The sequence below is a fragment of the Vibrio neonatus genome, from assembly GCF_024346975.1.
In the GTDB taxonomy this organism is placed as follows: Bacteria; Pseudomonadota; Gammaproteobacteria; order Enterobacterales; family Vibrionaceae; genus Vibrio; species Vibrio neonatus.
Genome location: NZ_AP024885.1, coordinates 1,638,785 through 1,658,818, shown reverse-complemented (window position 1 = coordinate 1,658,818; position 20,034 = coordinate 1,638,785). Strand labels below are relative to the sequence as shown.

Genomic DNA, 20,034 nt, shown 5'->3' with positions numbered 1-20,034 from the left:
TTAATACCCGTAGAATTGATGTGAGATCAATGTCACATCAATTCGCTAAGTTGAGTTAAGTTAAGTTGGGTATACAAACTAAATGAGTCCTTTTTAAAGAGAAAACTCAAAGCCGGTTTCTTGCTCAGACAGTGCCCATAAACGTTGTGCACTCGCTTGGTCTTTGACAAAAGACTCTATTTGGCGCTGATCAACCGCACCCACCCAATAATTAAATCCAGTGGGCCCATAGTAGGCTTGTTCAGATAAGTTATCTTGTGTCGCGCACATCAGTTCAGGGTATGCGCCTTTCTCTGCCGATTGCACAATCGGCGTCATTGCCATTAGTGAGAATGCAATGCGGGTAATGCCATTTGCTTTGTTGTTAATGAGCGAAGTTTTTGATGCGCCCGGATGACAAACATACACCTGCACATTTTTGTTTGCCTGCTTGATTCTGTTTTGCAGTTCATAGCCAAACATCATTTGCGCCAATTTACTGTGGCAGTAGGTGTTGTTCGGGTGATAATTGTTATCCCAGTTCATGTCATCAAATTGAATTTTCTGAATGCCCATTTTATAGCCTTCACTGCCGACAACCACGATTCTTCCGTGAGAGGCGTCAATGCGCTCAAACAACATGCCGCACAGTAAGAAGTGACCATAGTGATTGACACCTAACTGGCTTTCAAAGCCATCAGCGGTAAATTCTTGCTTCGCCACTTGCGCGATCGCGCCATTACAAATAAGCGCATCAATTTGAGGAACGCTTTCGAGAATTTGCGCTGCGGCTTTGCGCACCGAATCCAGTTTAGAAAGATCTAGGGTAATAAAGCTCACTTTTGCATCTGCGCCGAGCTGTGCTTTTAATGCCTCTATCGCCGCAACAGATTTGCTAGGGTTTCGATTCAACATCACCACTTGAGCGCCTTTAGACAGCAGAATACGTGAAGCTTCAAACCCTGCGCCAGTGTTAGCCCCAGTGATCAAATAGGTTTTACCCTTTAAAGAGTGCATCAGTTCTGGAGTCCAACCTTTAGGGCCAAATTGTTTTGTTGTCATTGTTAAAAACCTTATTCGCTATATTCACTATGCGTTTTGCAAACAGTCTGTAAAAGAAGATTTGCTAATCGCTGTTTGCAGTAGTAACCTTTTCTGGAAAAGAACTATAACTCTCACGGTGATAGTTAAATAGGCGATATAGTCTCTAAAATATGCCTATTTGTATCTTTTGTGTCGGTTTAGGTGTTAGGTGTTAGGTGTTAGGTGTTGGGGTGGTTGAGTAATGACGAAGAACAAAATAAAAACGCTACTAGAAAAGCAACTTAGTGAAGACGGCTTGCATGAAACGGGAATAAACGGCGTGCGACTGTTTAAGGTGTCAGAGTCCATTCAGTGCGCACCTGCGGTGTATGAACCGACAGTGATTGCTATTGTCAGTGGCACTAAAGAAGCAATATTAGATGGCAATAAACACCTTTACGACAACGCCAAATACATGTGCTGCACTATGTCGTTACCTGTAGAAGCAGGCACCCCGAATGCGTCACCTGAAAACCCATTGCTCGGAGTCTCGATTACCTTAGACAGTAAAGTAATGACTGAGCTGGCACTGGAGATGGAAAACGTGGCAGGTTCTGTTAAAGCGCCAAGGGGAGCCGAATTACCTAAAGGACTCTCTTTTGCCACGTGGGATGATGCATTTTGCGATGCGCTATTGCGCTTATTGCAACTGGGAGACAACTCAGTAGACAGTGCAATATTGGGAGAAAGCCGCTTGCGTGAGTTGTATTATGCGGTATTAAAAGGCGAAGCGGGCGCTTCAGTAAGGCGCTCTTTTGGCGTAGGCAATGAAATCGCTCGTTCTATCGAATATTTATCACATCGCCTTGATCAAAGCGTAACCATTGATGAGCTAGCCTCTAAAGTAGGAATGAGTCGCGCGGTGTTTCATCGAAAGTTTAAGCAAGCAACCTCACTGTCACCCATCCAATTTATGAAATCGATGCGTTTAAATAACGCGGCAATGAATATCGCAACAGGAATGAATGTTAATGAAGCGGCAATGAGTGTTGGCTATGTCAGTTCATCCCAGTTCAGCCGTGAATTTAAACGTTTGTATGGACAGTCACCGAAGCAGTGGGTGTCTTCTCAAGGGCGTTTAGGAATGATGGCGTAAAGGTGGAATTAAAGCGCATGACGAAAAAAAAGCCGACCACGAAAAAACGTGCGATCGGCTTGTATTCTTGTGAACAAGTACAACGTTCACTAACAACGTCAGTTGGCTAGGTGATCCTTGGCTTAAAAGGATCAGTCTCCTAATGCATTATGCGTGCCAACTTTGAAATGTGTATGCCAACCCTTTGTTATATAAAGCGAATAGTAAAAAAACAAATGTGTTTCGCATTATGCAGTTGCAAAACGCAATAAAACTTTGATATTTGCATGTGTGTTTCTTTGCATAGTTGAATTCAATTCTCGTATTAATCTGATTTCAGATAGAGTGATAGGTATCAAGTTTGCATGCATTGAGTATCAAACTGGAGGCGCTTTTCAGGAAAGGGTAATACGAAAATAGAGGGAGCTAAATCAAGTCTAGAAATATTAAGGGTTGAAATATTAAGGGCAAAAATAAAGCAGGTGAGCCCATCATAAGAGTTAACCTGCGATAAAAAGTTTGAGTTAGAGCGTTTGGCTCAAATTACTTAATAGCGAACATAGAACCAAAGTTAAAGCACTGGAACCACACTTCACTGCTACTAAAGCCAATATCAGCAAAACGTTTTTTATGAGTGTCGATTTTATCGGGCAACATCACATGTTCAATGGCACTGCGTTTTTGGCTGATTTCCAACTCGCTATAACCATTGGCACGTTTAAAGTCGTGATGAAGGTCGATAAGCAATTCGTGTGAAGTCTGGTCTTCAAAGATGAATTTTTCCGACAGAATCAAAATACCGCCGGGTAACAAGCCTTGATAGATTTTCTCTAGTAGTTTTTGACGATCGTCAGGCGAGAGAAACTGCAAAGTGAAGTTAAGCACCACCACAGAGGCGTCGCGTATTTCTATTTCGCGAATATCGGCTTCACGAATATCGACCGGCGTTTTCGCTTTATAGGCATTGATGTGCAATTTGCATCGCTCCACCATCGCTGATGAATTATCAACAGCAATAATGTGGCAGTTATCAGCGGTAATGTTGCGGCGCATCGACAGTGTTGCCGCGCCCAACGAGCACCCAAGATCGTATAAATTGGAGCCTTCAGTGGCAAAACGTTCAGCCAGCATGCCAATGGCAGAGATGATATTGCTGTACCCAGGTACAGAACGTTGAATCATATCTGGGAACACTTCTGCTACGCGTTCATCGAAAGTAAAGTCGCCAATTTTTTCAATTGGAGCGGAAAAAATCTTATCTGTGCTCATGGGATCTTGCTGAGTAATTCATAACAGCGGTAAGTTTAGAGAAAAGTAGGGCAACTGTCATTAGCCGAGATCAGTGACCTTCACTGTTATGACTTTGCGCGTATTGTTTCTGCTGATGTTCCTTAAAAACGCTTATCTTGCTTAAAAACAGAGCAAAGCCGTCATTAACTGAATAAAAAAGTGCATTGAGTATCGATTTTACGGCTATTTCCGAGTATAAATATCGGTTAATTGCGTCGAGATCTTAGTCTCTCGACAGAACCTTATATAGTCATTAGAAAATAGTCGGGAAATTCAATATGCGTAGCCATTATTGTGGTCAACTGAACAAGTCCCTTGCAGGACAAACTGTAGAACTTTGCGGTTGGGTAAACCGTCGCCGTGATTTAGGCGGCCTTATTTTTATCGATATGCGAGATCGCGAAGGTATCGTTCAAGTCGTTGTTGACCCTGATATGGCGCAGGCACATGAAGTGGCAAGCCAACTGCGTAACGAATTTTGCATCAAGCTAACCGGTGAAGTGCGCGTTCGTCCAGACAGCCAAGTAAACAAAGACATGGCAACGGGTGAAGTTGAAGTGATCTGTAAAGGTCTAGAAATCATCAACCGCTCTGAAGTGCTACCACTTGATTTCAACCAAACTAACTCTGAAGAGCAACGTTTAAAATACCGTTACCTAGACTTGCGTCGCCCTGAGATGAGCGATCGCATCAAACTGCGTGCAAAAGCTTCTAGCTACGTGCGTCGTTTCCTTGATGACAACGGTTTCCTAGACATCGAAACACCGGTACTGACTAAAGCGACACCAGAAGGTGCACGAGACTACTTAGTCCCAAGTCGTGTACAAAAAGGCAGCTTCTACGCGCTTCCTCAATCACCACAGCTATTTAAACAGCTGCTGATGATGTCTGGTTTTGACCGTTACTACCAAATCGTAAAATGTTTCCGTGATGAAGATTTACGTGCTGACCGTCAACCTGAATTTACGCAAATTGATATCGAAACCTCATTTATGAGTGCTGACGAAGTTCGTGCTACTACCGAGAAAATGGTGCACGGCATGTGGCAAGAGCTGCTGAATGTTGACCTTGGTCAGTTCCCAGTGATGCCATTTAGCGAAGCGATTCGTCGTTTTGGTTCAGATAAGCCTGATCTACGTAACCCACTTGAGCTTGTTGACGTTGCTGACATTTTAAAAGACGTTGAATTTAAAGTCTTTGCTGGCCCTGCTAACGATGAAAAAGGCCGCGTTGCTGTTATTCGTGTACCGGGTGGCGCTAAGCTAACTCGTAAACAAATTGATGGCTATGCTGAATTTGTTGGTATCTACGGCGCGAAAGGTTTGGCATGGATGAAAGTGAATGACCGTGCTGCAGGCATGGAAGGCATTCAGTCTCCAGTAGCTAAGTTCTTAAATGAAGAAGTGATCAACGGCATTCTTGAGCGCACTGGCGCAGAGTCTGGCGATATCATTCTATTTGGCGCAGATAAAGCCAACGTTGTTGCTGAAGCGATGGGCGCACTGCGTCTGAAAGTAGGTGTTGATCTTGAAATCACCGACCTATCAGCATGGAAACCACTATGGGTTGTTGATTTCCCTATGTTTGAAGAAGATGGCGAAGGTAACTTGCACGCAATGCACCACCCATTCACTTCTCCTCTGGGCATCACAGCGCAACAGCTAAAAGAAAATCCAGCTAACGTTAACTCTAACGCTTACGATATGGTTATCAATGGCTACGAAGTGGGTGGCGGCTCTGTTCGTATTCACAATGCAGAAATGCAAGCTGCGGTATTTGATATTCTTGGTATTGATGCGCAAGAGCAACAACTTAAATTTGGTTTCTTACTAGAAGCGCTTAAATACGGTACACCACCTCACGCCGGTCTTGCGTTTGGTCTTGACCGTCTAGTGATGTTGCTATGTGGCACTGAAAACATTCGTGACGTAATTGCGTTCCCTAAAACAACTAATGCTTCTTGTCTACTGACAGATGCACCAAGTCTGGCAAACCCTGCCGCACTTGAAGAGTTAGCGATTGCAGTTAAACTTGCGAAAAAAGACAGTGAATAACTGTAGCTATTAATTAGTCTAAACTCCCGCTATGTTGCGGGAGTTTTTGTTTGAGGGAGAGAAAACATTAATGACGATTATTTTAGGCATTGATCCGGGTTCAAGAATTACCGGCTACGGAGTGATTCGTCAAAATGGCCGTCACCTACATTATTTAGGCAGTGGTTGTATCCGCATGTCAGAAAAAGAGTTGCCGGGACGTTTAAAGCAAATTTACGCAGGGGTGAGTGAAATCATCACTCAGTTCAAGCCCGATGTATTTGCCATTGAACAGGTCTTTATGTCTAAAAATGCCGATTCAGCTCTAAAGCTAGGTCAAGCCAGAGGCAGTGCGATTGTTGCCGCGGTCAATGCTGATCTTGAAGTGTATGAATACGCGGCAAGGTTGATCAAACAAGCGGTAGTAGGTACGGGTGGCGCCGACAAAGCGCAAGTACAACACATGGTTCAACAAATGCTCAAACTTCCAGCAAAGCCGCAAGCCGATGCTGCCGATGCTTTAGGGGTGGCGATTTGTCATGCAAACACCAATAAAACGCTCATCGCCTTAGCCGGCAAAGCCACTTCGGCAAGACGTGGACGATATCGTTAATTCTATTGTTAATGGTATTATCCAAAAGCTAACCTCTATTTTATCTCAGCCTTACTGCATCCAATTAAAAAGCATAATCATTATGCGCTATTGATGTTGAGTACTGGCTATCCGTCCAGTTATTTATTATTATCAATAACATTGCAAACAGCTATTGGAATCAGACCGTGATTGGACGTCTACGTGGAACCCTTATTGAGAAACAACCTCCTGAGTTATTGATTGAAGTGGGGGGCGTTGGCTATGAAGTACAAATGCCAATGAGCTGTTTCTATGAGTTACCAGAGATTGGTCAAGAAGCCATTATTTATACTCATTTTGTGGTGCGCGAAGATGCGCAGCTGCTTTATGGTTTCAACAGTGTCAGTGAACGTGCGCTGTTCCGTGAAGTGATTAAAGCCAATGGTGTTGGCCCTAAATTGGGGCTTGGCATCTTATCTGGCATGACTGCAAGTCAATTTGTCAGCTGTGTTGAGCACGAAGATATTTCAACTTTAGTCAAGTTGCCGGGCGTGGGTAAGAAAACCGCTGAGCGTCTGGTGGTTGAAATGAAAGACCGACTCAAAGGCTGGGGCGCGGGTGACTTATTTACTCCTGCAACGGATGCGGCGCCAATGGACAACAATATGTCTAGCGATCAAAGTGCGGTTGATGAAGCGGTAAGTGCATTATTGGCTCTGGGCTACAAGCCGCAAATGGCTTCCAAAGCGATTTCACAAATTGCTAAACCTGATATGACCAGCGAGTCATTGATTAAAGAAGCTCTGCGAGCTATGGTGTAATTGATGATTGAAGCAGACCGACTGATCGCGCCTGATAACCCAACGTTTAAAGACGAAGAGGCGGTCGATAGAGCGATTCGCCCTAAAAAATTAGAAGACTATCAAGGTCAAGATCACGTACGTGGACAGATGGAAATATTCATCAAAGCGGCGCAAATGCGTAACGAAGCCCTAGATCATCTTCTTATTTTTGGTCCTCCAGGTTTAGGCAAAACCACGCTGGCCAATATTGTGGCAAACGAAATGGATGTGAATATTCGCACCACTTCAGGCCCTGTGCTAGAAAAAGCGGGCGATTTGGCCGCGCTATTGACCAACCTTGAAGAGAATGACGTATTGTTCATTGATGAGATACACCGCCTTAGCCCTATGGTGGAAGAAGTGCTGTATCCGGCAATGGAAGATTATCAACTAGATATCATGATAGGAGAGGGGCCTGCCGCTCGTTCTATCAAGATCGATCTACCGCCGTTTACCTTAATAGGCGCAACCACTCGCGCAGGTTCACTAACTTCTCCGCTTCGAGACCGTTTTGGTATTACTCAGCGCCTTGAATACTACAAGGTTGAAGATCTGCAACACATTGTGCAGCGCAGTTCTGATTGCTTAAATTTGTCGATGGAGTCGCAAGGCGCATTGGAAATTGCAAGACGCGCTCGCGGTACGCCACGTATTGCAAACCGACTATTACGACGCGTGCGCGACTATGCGGAAGTGAAAAGCGATGGTCATATTGATTCAGACATCGCTGATAAAGCGCTGGACATGCTCGATGTCGATAGCCTTGGTTTTGACTATATGGACAGAAAGCTTCTGCTTGCCATTATAGAGAAATTTAATGGTGGTCCGGTTGGACTCGACAATATGGCCGCTGCCATAGGTGAAGAAAAAGACACCATTGAAGATGTATTAGAGCCTTATTTAATTCAGCAAGGATATTTACAAAGAACCCCAAGAGGGCGAATTGTAACAGACCGCGCTTATTTACACTTTGGATTTGATCTAAAAGATTAATATAAGGTTAAGGGGGTGTTACCCCCTTTTATTTGTACGACAATACTCCCGCCAAACTGTTAACTTTGCTTACAAAATACACCGACTATGTTTAATAAAAACGCTTTATCAATTCATCCTCTTTGATTTATATCAATGTAATTTTCTTAAATAAAGCCTTTGAAACCAACAAGCTAAACCTATACTATAGCGCCTGGATATATTAGAGGATGCTTAACAAATGTTTAATTATTAATTATCAGTGAATTAATAATTAACTCAGTTATTTAACATCTCTTGTTTAATTTTAACTTTTGCGCTTTATGCTAATCCGAATAAGTTATGATTCAGATTATTGCTTAGTTAAAGTTGCCTAATAATTGTTCTTGAAATAGATATTTAATTATTTTTTGAACGCAGCATGGATTGCCGCTAGAAATTTCTTCTATCAACTACTCCACAGTGCTGTTTAGGTAATTTAGCTCTCAATGATGAGTCACTATTTATCTGGACTGGTATTGGATTGAACCTGTGTCTAGGAAGACACCCCAAGGAGTTCTTATGATAGATGTCGTTGATCTGTCGCGACTGCAATTCGCGTTGACAGCAATGTACCACTTCCTATTTGTACCACTTACTTTAGGTCTAGCCTTCCTGCTTGCAATCATGGAATCCGTTTACGTGATGACAGGTAAGCAGATTTATAAGGATATGACTAAATTTTGGGGTAAGTTATTTGGTATTAACTTTGCCCTCGGTGTTGCAACCGGCCTGACCATGGAGTTCCAGTTCGGAACTAACTGGGCATACTATTCTCACTATGTCGGCGATATTTTTGGCGCACCTCTTGCCATTGAAGCCCTAGTAGCCTTTTTCTTAGAATCCACTTTCGTTGGTCTATTCTTCTTCGGTTGGGAACGTCTATCTAAACGCCAGCACTTAGTAGTGACTTGGCTAGTAGCATTAGGTTCTAATTTCTCTGCACTGTGGATTTTGATTGCCAACGGTTGGATGCAACATCCAGTGGGCGCAGAATTTAACTTTGAAACCATGCGTATGGAAATGGTGAGCTTTGCTGATGTTGTATTCAACCCAGTAGCTCAAGTTAAGTTTGTCCATACTGTGGCGTCAGGTTACACCACAGGTGCAATGTTTGTTCTTGGTATCAGTTCTTACTACCTATTGAAAGGCCGTGATGTGGCGTTTGCTCGTCGTTCATTTGCTATCGCAGCCTCTTTTGGTATGGCTGCCATCCTTTCAGTAATCGTACTTGGCGATGAGTCTGGTTACGAGTTAGGTGACGTGCAGAAAGTGAAGTTGGCCGCAATTGAAGCTGAATGGCACACTGAGCCAGCACCAGCTGCCTTTACTGCATTTGGTATTCCAAACCAAGAAACCATGGAAACCGATTACGCGCTTAAGATCCCATACGTAATGGGTATCGTGGCAACTCGTTCAACGGACACTCAGGTAACGGGTTTACGCGATCTTCGCGAACAGCACGTTGATCGTATTCGTAACGGTATGTACGCCTATGAACTGCTTGAAAAACTGCGCGCAGGGGATCGCTCTGCTGAAAACAAAGCTGCATTTGACGAAGTAAAACATGACTTGGGTTATGGTTTATTGCTGAAACGCTACACCGATAAAGTGGTGGATGCGACCGAAACTCAAATCCAAGCGGCTGCAGATGATTCAATCCCAACAGTTTGGCCTCTATTCTGGTCATTCCGTCTAATGGTCGGTTGTGGATTCATCATGCTGTTCGTCTTTGGCATGTCTTTCTTGCAAACTTGCCGTCAAAAAATCGAACAAAAACCTTGGTTACTTAAAGCCGCTCTATGGAGTATTCCACTGCCGTGGATTGCCATTGAAGCCGGTTGGTTTGTGGCTGAATTTGGACGTCAGCCTTGGGCGGTAGGTGAAATCTTGCCTGTTCACGTGGCAGCGTCATCACTCACAATTGGTCAATTATGGGCATCGCTAGCCGCTATCTTAGCGCTGTACACTGTGTTCTTGATTGCCGAAGTGTATCTGATGGTGAAATTCTCTCGTAAGGGACCAAGTAGCTTGAAAACAGGTCGTTATCACTTTGAACAACAAGACAATGATGAAGCGAAAGCAAAAATCGATCGTCAAGTTGAAGCATAATAAGGGAGCGAAATTATGTTTGAATATGAAGTTTTAAGATTTATATGGTGGTTGCTAGTTGGCATATTGTTTGTTGGCTTTGCTGTGACTGATGGATTTGACCTAGGGGTAGGCGCATTAGTGCCTATCATCGGTAAATCAGACAGCGAACGTCGCGTGATGATCAACAGTATTGCGCCGCACTGGGATGGCAACCAAGTTTGGTTGGTTACCGCTGGTGGCGCTCTATTTGCGGCATGGCCAACAGTGTACGCTACGTCATTCTCTGGCTTTTATTTTGCGATGATCTTGACCCTAGCGGCATTGTGGCTTCGTCCACTGGGCTTGGATTACCGTTCAAAGATTGAAGATCCAAAGTGGCGCAGCAGCTGGGATATTGCTATCTCCATCAGTGGTTTTGTACCGCCAATTATCTTCGGTGTAGCGTTTGGTAACCTATTACAAGGACTGCCATTCCAGCTAAACGAATTTATGATGTCTAGCTACCACGGTTCATTCTTTGGTCTGTTAAACCCATTTGCACTGCTTTGTGGTTTAGTCAGCTTGTCGATGATCATTTTGCAAGGCGCAACATGGCTACAGATGAAAACCACTACCGAAGTACATGCTCGCTCACGTAAAGTGGCGCAACTAACCGGTATTACTACTGCGTTGCTGTTTGTCATCGCTGGTTACTTCATCCATGGTATGGACGGCTATGTCATTACTAGCCAAATGGACCACAACGCTGCATCTAACCCTCTTAATAAAGAAGTGGTGCTAGAGGCGGGTGCTTGGTTGAACAACTTTGCTGAATACCCAGCATTATGGGCTGCGCCAATTATCGGTGTATTGATGCCGTTACTGGCTGTGATTGCTTCGCGCTGTGAAAAAGGCTTTGTGGCGTTCTTGTGCTCAAGCTTGGCTTGTGCGGGCATTATCTTTACCGCAGGCTTGTCTATGTTCCCGTTCATCATGCCTTCAAGCTTGAATCCTTCACAGAGCTTAACTATGTGGGATTCAACTTCAAGTGAACTGACAATGAATATTATGACGGCGGTTGCCTTTGTCATGGTGCCAGTGATTTTGGCTTACACCAGCTGGACTTACTACAAAATGTTTGGTCGCATCGATGCTAAATTCATCGAAGAAAACAAGAACTCACTTTACTAAGAAGGGATAAAGTATGTGGTATTTTGCTTGGATATTGGGTGTGTTGCTAGCGTGTGCTTTCGGCATCATCAATGCTCTATGGCTAGAGCACACAGAAATGATGGATAAAGACAAGCAAGACTAAGTCTTTACCGTTTCTAAAGAAGGTCAGAGTTGGGTTTTCCACTCTGACCTTTTTTGTATAATTTTATTACTAGGCGCAATAAACATCCCTAGTAGGAATGGATGCCTGTATAATTGGGCGTCATTATTTTATGGGTGATTAGTTGGGCGCAAAGGCACAAGTTCAGATTGAAAATTGAACTTTCTATATCGGAAACACTCTGAATTGGTTAAATAATATGGCAGACCAGTCAATTTTTGCTCAGTTAGACCGCGAAATTGCTGCATGTATCAAAAAAAGAGTGTTGCATAAAAAATAAAGCGATACATTGTGTATATTACAGGCGAGAAAATCAGGGACCTAGACGATGCCAACAGCCGAAAAAACGCTATTTCGCTGGCCGATACGAATTTACTACGAAGATACTGATGCAGGTGGGATAGTCTACCACTCAAATTATCTGAAGTACTTTGAGCGGGCACGCACCGAAATGTTACGAGTGATTGGTGTGTCGCAAGAGGTTCTTTTACAACAGGAATTGGGTTTTGTTGTTCGACATATGGATATCGATTTTTTGCAAGGCGCAAAACTCGACCAAGAGTTGACAGTACTAACACATATTTCTCAAATTAAGCGTGCTTCTCTCGATTTTTGTCAAGAGATAGTCAATCTAGAAGGCAGAGTATTGTGCAAAGCTACGGTTAAGGTAGCATGTATCAATACCGCTAAAATGAGGCCTCAGGCCATACCCAGTTTCATGATCACGGAGTTATCGTAAAGTGTCCGCAGAAATCAATTTTATTGATCTTATTCTAGAAGCAAGCCTGCTGGTTCAGTTGGTTATGCTAACTTTGGTTGGTATGTCGATAGCCTCTTGGGCGATGATTATCAGTCGTAGCAAGGTTATCTCTGCCGCTTATGCTCACACCGAGCGTTTTGAAGATAAGTTTTGGTCTGGTAAAGATCTTGGCAAGCTTTATCACGAAGTGAAAGCGCGCAAAGGCAGTTTATCTGGCATTGAAGAGATTTTTTACTCAGGCTTTACTGAGTTTGCTCGTCTGCGCCGCACTAACGCTAACTCTCCAGACTTCATTATGGAAGGGACTGGCCGAGCTATGCGCGTATCGGTGGCAAGAGAAGTCGACAACCTAGAAACAAACTTGCCATTTTTGGCCACGGTCGGCTCTATCAGCCCATACATCGGTTTGTTTGGTACGGTATGGGGCATCATGCATGCCTTTATTGCTCTTGGTCAGGTAAAGCAAGCGACGCTTGCCATGGTTGCACCGGGTATTGCAGAAGCATTGATAGCAACGGCTATGGGTCTATTTGCAGCGATTCCAGCGGTAATGTTTTATAACCGTTTAAGTAATCGCGTGGGTAAACTTGAGCATTCATACGCAACTTTCTCTGAAGAGTTCCATGCTATTTTGCACCGTCAAGCAATGAGCGAAAGGGACTAATTAATGGCGGGTTATCAACCTAAAAAACGTAAGATGACTGCCGAGATCAACGTGGTACCTTATATCGACGTGATGTTGGTACTGCTGATTATCTTTATGGTGACTTCTCCATTTGTCACGCAAGGTGTCGATGTTGATCTGCCTAAGACGCATAGCGCCACGCCAGCCTCAGAGCTTGCTGGAGACAGTGAAGACAGTTTTATCATTATTGAGATAAATTCTAAAGGCGAGCTTGGTTTGAGTGTTAACGACCAAGAGATGCAACGCGGCATGAGTCTGCAAGATATTGTGGTGCGAGTAAAAGCAGAAAGAGCACTTTCTCCAAACTCTCCAGTTGCAGTGGGTGGCGATGCCGCTACTCCATACTCAGATGTGGTTCTAGTTCTCGATGAATTAAGCCAAGCAGGTATTGCGAAAGTTGGCCTGTTAACGGATATCAAGGAATAGAATCCAGTAGCCGATGAAACAAGATAAGAAGTTCATTAAATCACTTGTCATATCACTAGCAATTCACTTATTGCTAGTGATTGCTTTGATTTGGGGCACAAAATTTAATATGTCAAAGCCTGAGCCTAAACCGAATATGGTTGAGGCGGTGGTGATTGACCCTAATGTGATTCACCAGCAAGCGCGACAAATTCGTCAGCAGCGAGAAGCGGCGGAAAAAGCCGAGCAGCAGCGCATTCGTAAGTTGCGTGAGCAAAGTGAACAATTGGAAAAAAATCGCAAAGCAGAAGAGAAACGTATTCGTCGCTTAGCGGAGCAAAAAGCGCAAGCGGAAAAGAAAGCCCGCGAAGCGGAAAAACAGCGTCAACTTAAAGAGCGTCAGCGCAAAGAAGAAGAGCAACGTGCGAAAGTGGCTAAAGCTGAGCGTTTAAAGAAAGAGCAAGCGGCTAAAAAGGCTGAAGCAGAGCGAGCTGCAAAAGTAAAAGCGGCCGCCGAAGCGAAAAAGAAAGCCGCCAAAGCCGAAGCTGATCGCCTTGCCAAAGAGAAAGCGGCTAAGGCTGCTGCGGAAAAAGCGCGTCAAGCCGAGCAGAAAAAAATAGCTCAGCAGAAAGCGGCCAAAGAAGCAGCGGAAAAGGCGAAAAAAGAGAAAGCACGTTTAGCGCAACTTGAGAAAGAGCGTAAAGAGAAAGAAGCAGCGCTAAATGATATTTTCTCTGGTCTTGAAGCGGAAGCGGCGAGTAACTCTAGCGCTCGTAGTCGCGCCATTACCGATGAAGTTTCGCGTATGGGCGAAGTGTACAAACAGATGATTCAACGAGAGTTGTTGTTAGATGACTCTTTTAAAGGCAAAGAGTGTAAGGTCAATTTACGCTTGATCCAAGCCGGTAGCACCTTCATGGTTAGCGACCTTAAAACGCTTTCGGGTGACTCAAGCTTATGTCGAGCGGCAAAAACAGCCGTATCAAAAGTGGCTAGCTTTCCGCTACCAAAAGATAAAGCGGCCATTGATAAACTCAAGAATATTAACTTAACCGTTGCACCTGAATAAGGAAACCCCGGTGATTAAACGATTATTAGTAAGTTTAGTAATGATGTGCAGTTTGGGCGTATCGGTTGCCCATGCTTCACTTGAATTGGTGATTACAGAGGGCGTGAACTCTGCGCGTCCCATTGGCATAGTGCCATTTAAATGGGCTGGGCCGGGTAAACTTCCACACGATGTTTCGGCTGTGATTGTCTCCGATCTACAGCGCAGTGGCAAATTTAGCCCAATCCCAACTAACCAAATGCCACAAACCCCTTATCAAGATAAGGATGTGGATTATTCGGCATGGACAGCAATGGGTGTGGATGCGCTGTTAACCGGCACAATTACTGACGCAGGGGATGGCAAATACCGCGTACAGTACAAACTGATTGATGTAGTGCGCGGCGCACTAACCAATGGTCAGTCTAAATCACTGCAAGACGGCAAATTAGTGCTTTCGAAAGATCACATCTTATTTAATAAGCAAGCCACAGTGCCAGGGCCACGTTTACGCGAGTACGCTCACAGAATTTCAGATTTAGTCTATGAGCAGTTAACGGGCGATCGCGGCGCATTTTTAACTCGCATCGCTTATGTAGTGGTTAATGATAAAGACAGCTACCCGTATCAGCTTAGAATCGCAGACTACGACGGCTACAACGAACGCTTAGTGTTACGTTCTAAACAGCCACTAATGTCCCCATCTTGGTCACCAGATGGTAGACAACTTGCTTATGTCAGTTTTCAAAGCGGACACTCAGAAATTTACTTAATGAATATCTATACTGGCAAAAGAGAGAAGCTAACGTCATTCCCTCGTCACAATGGTGCGCCAGTATTCTCCCCTGATGGGAAGTCTTTGGCTTTAACACTCTCTAAAACCGGTAGTCTGCAAGTGTATACAATGGACTTGGCGACTAAAAAGCTAAAACAAATTACTCGTGGTCGCGCAAATAATACTGAACCATTTTGGCACCCAGATGGTAAATCGCTAATATTCACTTCTGACAGGGGTGGTAAGCCTCAGATTTATCAAGTAAATTTAGCGAGCGGCGCAAGTAAGAGGTTGACTTGGCAAGGTAACCAAAACTTGGGTGGTCAAATTACGCCAGATGGACGTTTCATGATTATGGTGAATCAATCTCGTTCAGGCTTTAATTTGGCAAAACAAGATTTGGAGACTGGCGCAGTTCAAGTGTTAACAAAAACACTACTAGACGAGTCTCCGAGCATAGCTCCGAATGGAGGAATGGTGATATACAGCTCGATGTATAACGAAAATAATGTACTATCAATGGTTTCTATTGATGGGCGTTTTAAAGCCAGACTACCAGCAACCAATGGGCGTGTAAGAGCACCCGCTTGGTCACCGTTTTTGTAATCGTTTCGCAACAACGTTACTTTTTATACAATAAGGAAAATTTATAATGCAACTTAATAAAGTTTTGAAAGGACTGCTAATCGCACTTCCTGTACTGGCTGTTACAGCTTGTAGTTCATCTGATGATGCTACGGATGCATCAGATGCACAACAAACAACTAACCAAGAAACTCAACAAGCTACGCCAGCAGAAACTACAGATACTACAGTAGTATCTCCAATGACTGATGAGCAAAAATTAGCTGAAGAACGTGAAGTTACCGAAAAAGCACTACGTGAAAACAGCACTCTTTACTTCGCATACGATAACTCTGCAATCAGCTCTGAGTACGAAGAAATGCTTTCAGCTCATGCTAAATTCCTAAGCGAAAACCCAGATGTTAAAGTGTCTATCGAAGGTCACGCTGATGAGCGTGGTACTCCTGAGTACAACATCGCACTAGGCGAGCGTCGTGCTAACGCTGTATCTAACTACCTACAAGCTTCTGGCGTTCAAGCTGACCAAATCTCTATCGTAAGCTACGGTGAAGAGAAGCCACTAAAACTAGGTCAAACTGAAGAAGCGTACGCGGAAAACCGTCGTGCGGTTATAGTTTACCAATCTTAGGAAGACGTAAACATGATCAGTAACTATAAGCGAGCAGTTGCGCTTACGTTACTAGCAAGTGCGGCGAGTGTTTCATTCGCCGCACCAGCCCCCGTTTCTGATCTCAACTCTAGCAGTGTCTCGACGTCAAAATCTTCCACTGCCTCTAAAGAAACTGAGACACAACGTCTGGAGCGTTTGCTTAGAAACAGCAACCGAGTTCAAGCTAATTTGCAACAACAAGTCGACGGTTTGTCGATGGATTTAAGCCAATTACACGGTGAACTTGAAAGAAGCACGCACGAAAGAGAACAACTTGTCGAAAGACAAAAAGAATTGTTTATTGAGTTAGACCGTATTCGCACCGAATTAGTCGAACTTAAAAAAGCCCCAGCTCAGCCAGCTCAAGCTGCGCCAGAAGGAAAGTACTCTTCTAACCAAGGTGAACAGCAGGCTTATCAAAGCGCCGTGGATCTTATTCTAAAAAATAAAGACTATGACGCCGCCACCGTTGCCCTAGAACAGTTCAAGAAAGACTTCCCTGAATCGGTTTATTCGGCCAACGCTAGCTATTGGCTAGGACAGCTCTACTTCTCGAAAAAGAATGACGTAGAGTCAGCCAAAGCATTTGCTGCCGTGGTTGCACACGAGAAGTCGAACAAACGTGCTGATGCACTGGTTAAGCTTGGTGATATTGCCACGCGTAATAACAGCGCTAGCGCCGCGAAGAAATACTATCAACAAGCGATTGATGAGTATCCAAACACCGCGTCCGCCAGTTCAGCTCAGCAAAAATTGTCGAAGCTGAAATAATCATAAATTGATTAGTAAAAGCTCAACTTTTTAGTTGGGCTTTTTTGCTTTTGGCAACCAGACTCAAAGCAGTGTACAATGCCCTGAGTTAGAGGAAGTTGCCCGAGCATTGCAATGAGCCAAATATTAGAAACAGCACCAACAATATACCCATTCCCTCCAAAACCTGTTCCATTGAGCGAAGATCAAAAGCAGGCTTATAAGGAGAGCATCAAAACGCTTCTTAAAGAAAAAGACGCGGTCTTGATTGCCCATTACTATACCGATCCAGAGATCCAAGCCCTAGCAGAAGAAACCGGCGGTTTTGTCGGCGACTCACTAGAGATGGCTAAATTTGGTAATCGTCACTCTGCAAAAACTTTGATTATTGCAGGCGTACGTTTCATGGGAGAGTCTGCCAAGATCTTAACCCCAGAAAAAACCATCTTGATGCCAACCCTAAAAGCAGAATGTTCTCTTGATCTAGGTTGTCCTGAAGATGCATTTACCCAGTTTTGTGATGAACACCCTGACCATACGGTTGTGGTTTACGCAAACACCTCAGCGGCGGTTAAAGCGCGCGCTGATTGGGTAGTAACGTCCAGTATTGCTTTAGAAATCGTCGAGCACTTGGATGCAGAAGGTACGCCAATCATTTGGGGCCCAGACCGTCACTTAGGCTCTTACATCGCCAATCAAACTGGCGCAGAGATGCTACTGTGGAACGGTGAATGTGTGGTTCATGATGAGTTTTCTGCCAAAGCACTGAGAGACATGAAAGCGGTTTACTCTGACGCGGCAATTCTTGTGCACCCTGAGTCACCTGCTAGCGTAGTTGCACTTGCCGATGCTGTCGGTTCAACCAGCCAGCTGATCAAAGCGGCCAAAGAGCTTCCACAAAAGCAATTAATCGTTGCTACCGATAAAGGCATCTTCTTTAAGATGCAACAACTTGTGCCAGAGAAAGAGCTGATCGAAGCGCCAACTGCAGGCGCAGGTGCAACCTGTCGTAGCTGTGCGCATTGCCCGTGGATGGCGATGAACGGCCTAAAAGCCATTGAATCAGCACTTAAATTTGGCGGCGCTGATCACGAGATCTTTGTCGACGAAGAAGTTCGCGTTAAATCACTGATTCCGCTTAACCGCATGCTAGATTTTGCTGAGCAGCTGAACATTAAGGTGAAAGGTAACGCATAGTAGCTACTACGCTTACTGGCACTGAATACAAAAAACCTCGACGCACAGCGCCGAGGTTTCTTATTTATATAAGTTTTGATGTAGGGCTTAGAAATTACTGCTCAGAAGCCAGTACAGCGCCGCGCTGAGTTAATCCACACAACATCATAGGCACAGCATTAAAGATCTCTACAAACTGATCTAAGCCGTTCATACCTTCTTCTGACAAGGTTGCCAGTGAAGTCTCTGGATCGTACAGCATACTAATAGAAAGCAATACACCACCAAGCAAAGCATTATCTTGGCTATTCTCAGGCATCAGCGTTTGCCAATCGTCCTGCGCCAACTGCCAGCCTTGTAGTAGACCTTCACAAAACTCTTTAGTCGCCTCAGTCACGATCTCTTGATCGTTCAAGCCACACTCAATAGGCCACTGCCAAGAGTCGTCAAACAGAGCAGGGCGGGTAGCATTCCAAGAACCCACTACCGCTTCTAAATACGCCTCTAACTGCTCACCATCGCTAAAAGGTGCCGTTTCTTCGCCACCCCATAAATACGCCACCCACTGCGAGGGATCAAGCACATGAGGTGCAGCCGCAACAGCAGTAATAAACCCAAGAGTTTGATGATAAGGAAGAAGGCGGTCTTCCAGCTCAGGTTGAGCAATAATCTGTGCTAAATCCAAAATATTCGTCCAAATAAAGGTTTTCGCCATTGTATCAAGCCTTAGCCAACAACTGGAACGCTAATTAGTAGCAAAAGCATCAATTTCCAACGAACTAGACAATAATTGTCCAAACAGACCAAAACTAAGCAAAAACACCTCAAATCTACTTGACCAACCGCCCACAAATCATTAAATTAGCGCCTCGTTGACTGACACAGTCAACCCAATCAAATTCGGTGAGTTGTCCGAGTGGCTGAAGGAGCACGCCTGGAAAGCGTGTATACGGCAACGTATCGAGAGTTCGAATCTCTCACTCACCGCCACATTCTTGAAGAAAGACGTCCTAGGACGTCTTTTTTATGTCTAAATTCCTTTAAATCAACAGCTTAGTCTCCTGATTGGTCTAGATTGAAATCATATAATCAATCGTGCGAAGTAATTTGATTTAAAAAGATATTACTTTTCCTTTTTCAAATAGGTAACCGTGAATGTCTGCTTCACTATGGTGTATTCAAGAAAGCTATGTGACAGAACTTTTGAGATGTCGTCACCAAAAGAGCATGAATCCATCTCAATGGAAAAGAAAGGTTACCTTAAGTCGGCGTTCATTTTTCTATTTCACGTGCGTTCTGATTACAAAATCCTTCTGCAAACTGAATAAATCAAATCAGACAAATCATTAATCGTAGCGCAGTCGTTATAGTTGCCAAACTCATCATCCATTGCCTCAAATGTCGCGTCGACTGCATTGTCCACTTCCTTAATGCCAACAAGGTCGGAAAAGTCGAGCATAAACATCATCGCAATAATTATGCCTCGATCTTCCATACCGCCTACGGCATTACCATCTTCATCTCGACTACAAAATATCCGCCCATAGGTGACGTTCTCAAAAGATACACCGAGTTCCCGTGCCCATACCATGCGTTCAATATCATCGACGAGGTCGCTGTCTGGTTTGATCTTATCTTGTGGCAGTTCGAAATAATAGGCGAACAGTTCAATTAAAAATGTTGTGATATGTTCATGGCTAGTGGTTGCGGATAAGTGAATGGTCGGGCACTTTGTAAGTAGCAGTCGCTCTTCCTTTTCTGATAAGTCATCATCCAACATTTGAGGTAATACGGGGGAGGTAGGTACAATTTTGATGTACATTGGTTTTACTTCTTTGTTGATTTTGTCTAATTCTTGTAAGGTGTTGAGCTCTTCCTGTCTAGCCGGTTGTTCTGGGTAATTCATAT

The 20,034-nt window shown here is 44.1% G+C and carries 20 protein-coding genes and 1 tRNA gene; 17 read left to right on the top strand and 4 right to left on the bottom strand.

Translation table 11 applies throughout. From position 1 onward, the window contains the following. Window positions 1-93 precede the first annotated feature (93 nt). A complete protein-coding gene (locus tag OCU38_RS07625; RefSeq protein WP_152819761.1) occupies window positions 94-1,041 on the bottom strand; it encodes an SDR family oxidoreductase in 948 nt (315 codons plus the stop codon). 223 nt (window positions 1,042-1,264) lie between these two features. Between OCU38_RS07625 and OCU38_RS07620 the strand changes: the two genes are divergently transcribed. Beyond that, complete coding sequence (locus OCU38_RS07620) at window positions 1,265-2,158, top strand: AraC family transcriptional regulator (RefSeq protein ID WP_261822616.1); 894 nt, start codon at window positions 1,265-1,267, stop codon at window positions 2,156-2,158. A gap of 522 nt (window positions 2,159-2,680) precedes the next feature. Here the strand turns inward: OCU38_RS07620 and cmoA are convergent. Further along, window positions 2,681-3,406, bottom strand: coding sequence for a carboxy-S-adenosyl-L-methionine synthase CmoA (cmoA, locus tag OCU38_RS07615; RefSeq protein ID WP_152819763.1), 726 nt, complete (start codon window positions 3,404-3,406; stop codon window positions 2,681-2,683). A gap of 299 nt (window positions 3,407-3,705) precedes the next feature. On the opposite strand from cmoA, the gene aspS reads away from it, so the two are divergent. The 15 genes from aspS to nadA all read left to right on the top strand — a co-directional run bounded on the left by aspS (window position 3,706) and on the right by nadA (window position 18,147). Then, window positions 3,706-5,481, top strand: a complete 1,776-nt coding sequence (gene aspS, locus OCU38_RS07610) for an aspartate--tRNA ligase (RefSeq protein WP_261822615.1) — start codon at window positions 3,706-3,708, stop codon at window positions 5,479-5,481. A 70-nt stretch (window positions 5,482-5,551) separates the two neighbouring features. Further along, window positions 5,552-6,073: a crossover junction endodeoxyribonuclease RuvC gene (ruvC, locus tag OCU38_RS07605; RefSeq protein WP_261822614.1), complete on the top strand. Its 522-nt coding sequence runs from the start codon at window positions 5,552-5,554 to the stop codon at window positions 6,071-6,073. A 167-nt stretch (window positions 6,074-6,240) separates the two neighbouring features. After that, complete coding sequence (gene ruvA, locus OCU38_RS07600) at window positions 6,241-6,855, top strand: Holliday junction branch migration protein RuvA (protein WP_261822613.1); 615 nt, start codon at window positions 6,241-6,243, stop codon at window positions 6,853-6,855. A gap of 3 nt (window positions 6,856-6,858) precedes the next feature. Next, window positions 6,859-7,869, top strand: coding sequence for a Holliday junction branch migration DNA helicase RuvB (gene ruvB, locus OCU38_RS07595; RefSeq protein WP_021712731.1), 1,011 nt, complete (start codon window positions 6,859-6,861; stop codon window positions 7,867-7,869). 540 nt (window positions 7,870-8,409) lie between these two features. Further along, entirely contained in the window at window positions 8,410-9,999 is a 1,590-nt protein-coding gene (gene cydA / locus OCU38_RS07590; protein WP_023403635.1) for a cytochrome ubiquinol oxidase subunit I, read from the top strand. A gap of 15 nt (window positions 10,000-10,014) precedes the next feature. Beyond that, complete coding sequence (gene cydB, locus OCU38_RS07585) at window positions 10,015-11,151, top strand: cytochrome d ubiquinol oxidase subunit II (RefSeq protein WP_023403636.1); 1,137 nt, start codon at window positions 10,015-10,017, stop codon at window positions 11,149-11,151. A gap of 13 nt (window positions 11,152-11,164) precedes the next feature. Then, window positions 11,165-11,275 carry a cytochrome bd-I oxidase subunit CydX gene (gene cydX / locus OCU38_RS07580; RefSeq protein ID WP_017032438.1) on the top strand — a complete coding sequence of 37 codons (111 nt, stop codon included), beginning with the start codon at window positions 11,165-11,167 and terminating at the stop codon, window positions 11,273-11,275. Window positions 11,276-11,621: 346 nt separating this feature from the next. Further along, a complete protein-coding gene (ybgC, locus tag OCU38_RS07575) occupies window positions 11,622-12,032 on the top strand; it encodes a tol-pal system-associated acyl-CoA thioesterase (RefSeq protein ID WP_152819765.1) in 411 nt (136 codons plus the stop codon). A gap of 1 nt (window position 12,033) precedes the next feature. After that, complete coding sequence (tolQ, locus tag OCU38_RS07570) at window positions 12,034-12,717, top strand: protein TolQ (RefSeq protein WP_023403638.1); 684 nt, start codon at window positions 12,034-12,036, stop codon at window positions 12,715-12,717. 3 nt (window positions 12,718-12,720) lie between these two features. Beyond that, on the top strand, window positions 12,721-13,164 hold the full coding sequence (tolR, locus tag OCU38_RS07565; protein ID WP_261822612.1) for a protein TolR: 444 nt from the start codon (window positions 12,721-12,723) through the stop codon (window positions 13,162-13,164). A 13-nt stretch (window positions 13,165-13,177) separates the two neighbouring features. Then, entirely contained in the window at window positions 13,178-14,212 is a 1,035-nt protein-coding gene (gene tolA / locus OCU38_RS07560; protein ID WP_261822611.1) for a cell envelope integrity protein TolA, read from the top strand. A gap of 10 nt (window positions 14,213-14,222) precedes the next feature. Then, complete coding sequence (tolB, locus tag OCU38_RS07555; RefSeq protein ID WP_261822610.1) at window positions 14,223-15,572, top strand: Tol-Pal system beta propeller repeat protein TolB; 1,350 nt, start codon at window positions 14,223-14,225, stop codon at window positions 15,570-15,572. A 46-nt stretch (window positions 15,573-15,618) separates the two neighbouring features. Then, entirely contained in the window at window positions 15,619-16,179 is a 561-nt protein-coding gene (gene pal, locus OCU38_RS07550) for a peptidoglycan-associated lipoprotein Pal (RefSeq protein ID WP_261822609.1), read from the top strand. 12 nt (window positions 16,180-16,191) lie between these two features. Beyond that, on the top strand, window positions 16,192-16,971 hold the full coding sequence (gene ybgF, locus OCU38_RS07545) for a tol-pal system protein YbgF (protein WP_261822608.1): 780 nt from the start codon (window positions 16,192-16,194) through the stop codon (window positions 16,969-16,971). Window positions 16,972-17,085: 114 nt separating this feature from the next. Continuing rightward, window positions 17,086-18,147: a quinolinate synthase NadA gene (gene nadA, locus OCU38_RS07540; RefSeq protein ID WP_023403644.1), complete on the top strand. Its 1,062-nt coding sequence runs from the start codon at window positions 17,086-17,088 to the stop codon at window positions 18,145-18,147. Between the two features lie 94 nt (window positions 18,148-18,241). Here nadA and OCU38_RS07535 read toward each other — a convergent pair whose 3' ends face one another. Beyond that, a complete protein-coding gene (locus OCU38_RS07535; protein WP_390625215.1) occupies window positions 18,242-18,841 on the bottom strand; it encodes a UPF0149 family protein in 600 nt (199 codons plus the stop codon). A 187-nt stretch (window positions 18,842-19,028) separates the two neighbouring features. On the opposite strand from OCU38_RS07535, the gene OCU38_RS07530 reads away from it, so the two are divergent. Beyond that, a tRNA-Ser gene (locus OCU38_RS07530) sits at window positions 19,029-19,116 on the top strand. A 310-nt stretch (window positions 19,117-19,426) separates the two neighbouring features. Here the strand turns inward: OCU38_RS07530 and OCU38_RS07525 are convergent. Further along, a complete protein-coding gene (locus tag OCU38_RS07525) occupies window positions 19,427-20,032 on the bottom strand; it encodes a hypothetical protein (RefSeq protein WP_261822607.1) in 606 nt (201 codons plus the stop codon). Window positions 20,033-20,034: the final 2 nt, after the last annotated feature.

Coding starts and splice junctions, on each gene's coding strand:
- OCU38_RS07625 (WP_152819761.1), bottom strand. CDS start 1,041: ATGACAACAAAACAATTTGGCCCTAAAGGTTGGACTCCAGAACTGATG.
- OCU38_RS07620 (WP_261822616.1), top strand. CDS start 1,265: ATGACGAAGAACAAAATAAAAACGCTACTAGAAAAGCAACTTAGTGAA.
- cmoA (WP_152819763.1), bottom strand. CDS start 3,406: ATGAGCACAGATAAGATTTTTTCCGCTCCAATTGAAAAAATTGGCGAC.
- aspS (WP_261822615.1), top strand. CDS start 3,706: ATGCGTAGCCATTATTGTGGTCAACTGAACAAGTCCCTTGCAGGACAA.
- ruvC (WP_261822614.1), top strand. CDS start 5,552: ATGACGATTATTTTAGGCATTGATCCGGGTTCAAGAATTACCGGCTAC.
- ruvB (WP_021712731.1), top strand. CDS start 6,859: ATGATTGAAGCAGACCGACTGATCGCGCCTGATAACCCAACGTTTAAA.
- cydA (WP_023403635.1), top strand. CDS start 8,410: ATGATAGATGTCGTTGATCTGTCGCGACTGCAATTCGCGTTGACAGCA.
- cydB (WP_023403636.1), top strand. CDS start 10,015: ATGTTTGAATATGAAGTTTTAAGATTTATATGGTGGTTGCTAGTTGGC.
- cydX (WP_017032438.1), top strand. CDS start 11,165: ATGTGGTATTTTGCTTGGATATTGGGTGTGTTGCTAGCGTGTGCTTTC.
- ybgC (WP_152819765.1), top strand. CDS start 11,622: ATGCCAACAGCCGAAAAAACGCTATTTCGCTGGCCGATACGAATTTAC.
- tolR (WP_261822612.1), top strand. CDS start 12,721: ATGGCGGGTTATCAACCTAAAAAACGTAAGATGACTGCCGAGATCAAC.
- tolA (WP_261822611.1), top strand. CDS start 13,178: ATGAAACAAGATAAGAAGTTCATTAAATCACTTGTCATATCACTAGCA.
- pal (WP_261822609.1), top strand. CDS start 15,619: ATGCAACTTAATAAAGTTTTGAAAGGACTGCTAATCGCACTTCCTGTA.
- ybgF (WP_261822608.1), top strand. CDS start 16,192: ATGATCAGTAACTATAAGCGAGCAGTTGCGCTTACGTTACTAGCAAGT.
- nadA (WP_023403644.1), top strand. CDS start 17,086: ATGAGCCAAATATTAGAAACAGCACCAACAATATACCCATTCCCTCCA.
- OCU38_RS07535 (WP_390625215.1), bottom strand. CDS start 18,841: ATGGCGAAAACCTTTATTTGGACGAATATTTTGGATTTAGCACAGATT.
- OCU38_RS07525 (WP_261822607.1), bottom strand. CDS start 20,032: ATGAATTACCCAGAACAACCGGCTAGACAGGAAGAGCTCAACACCTTA.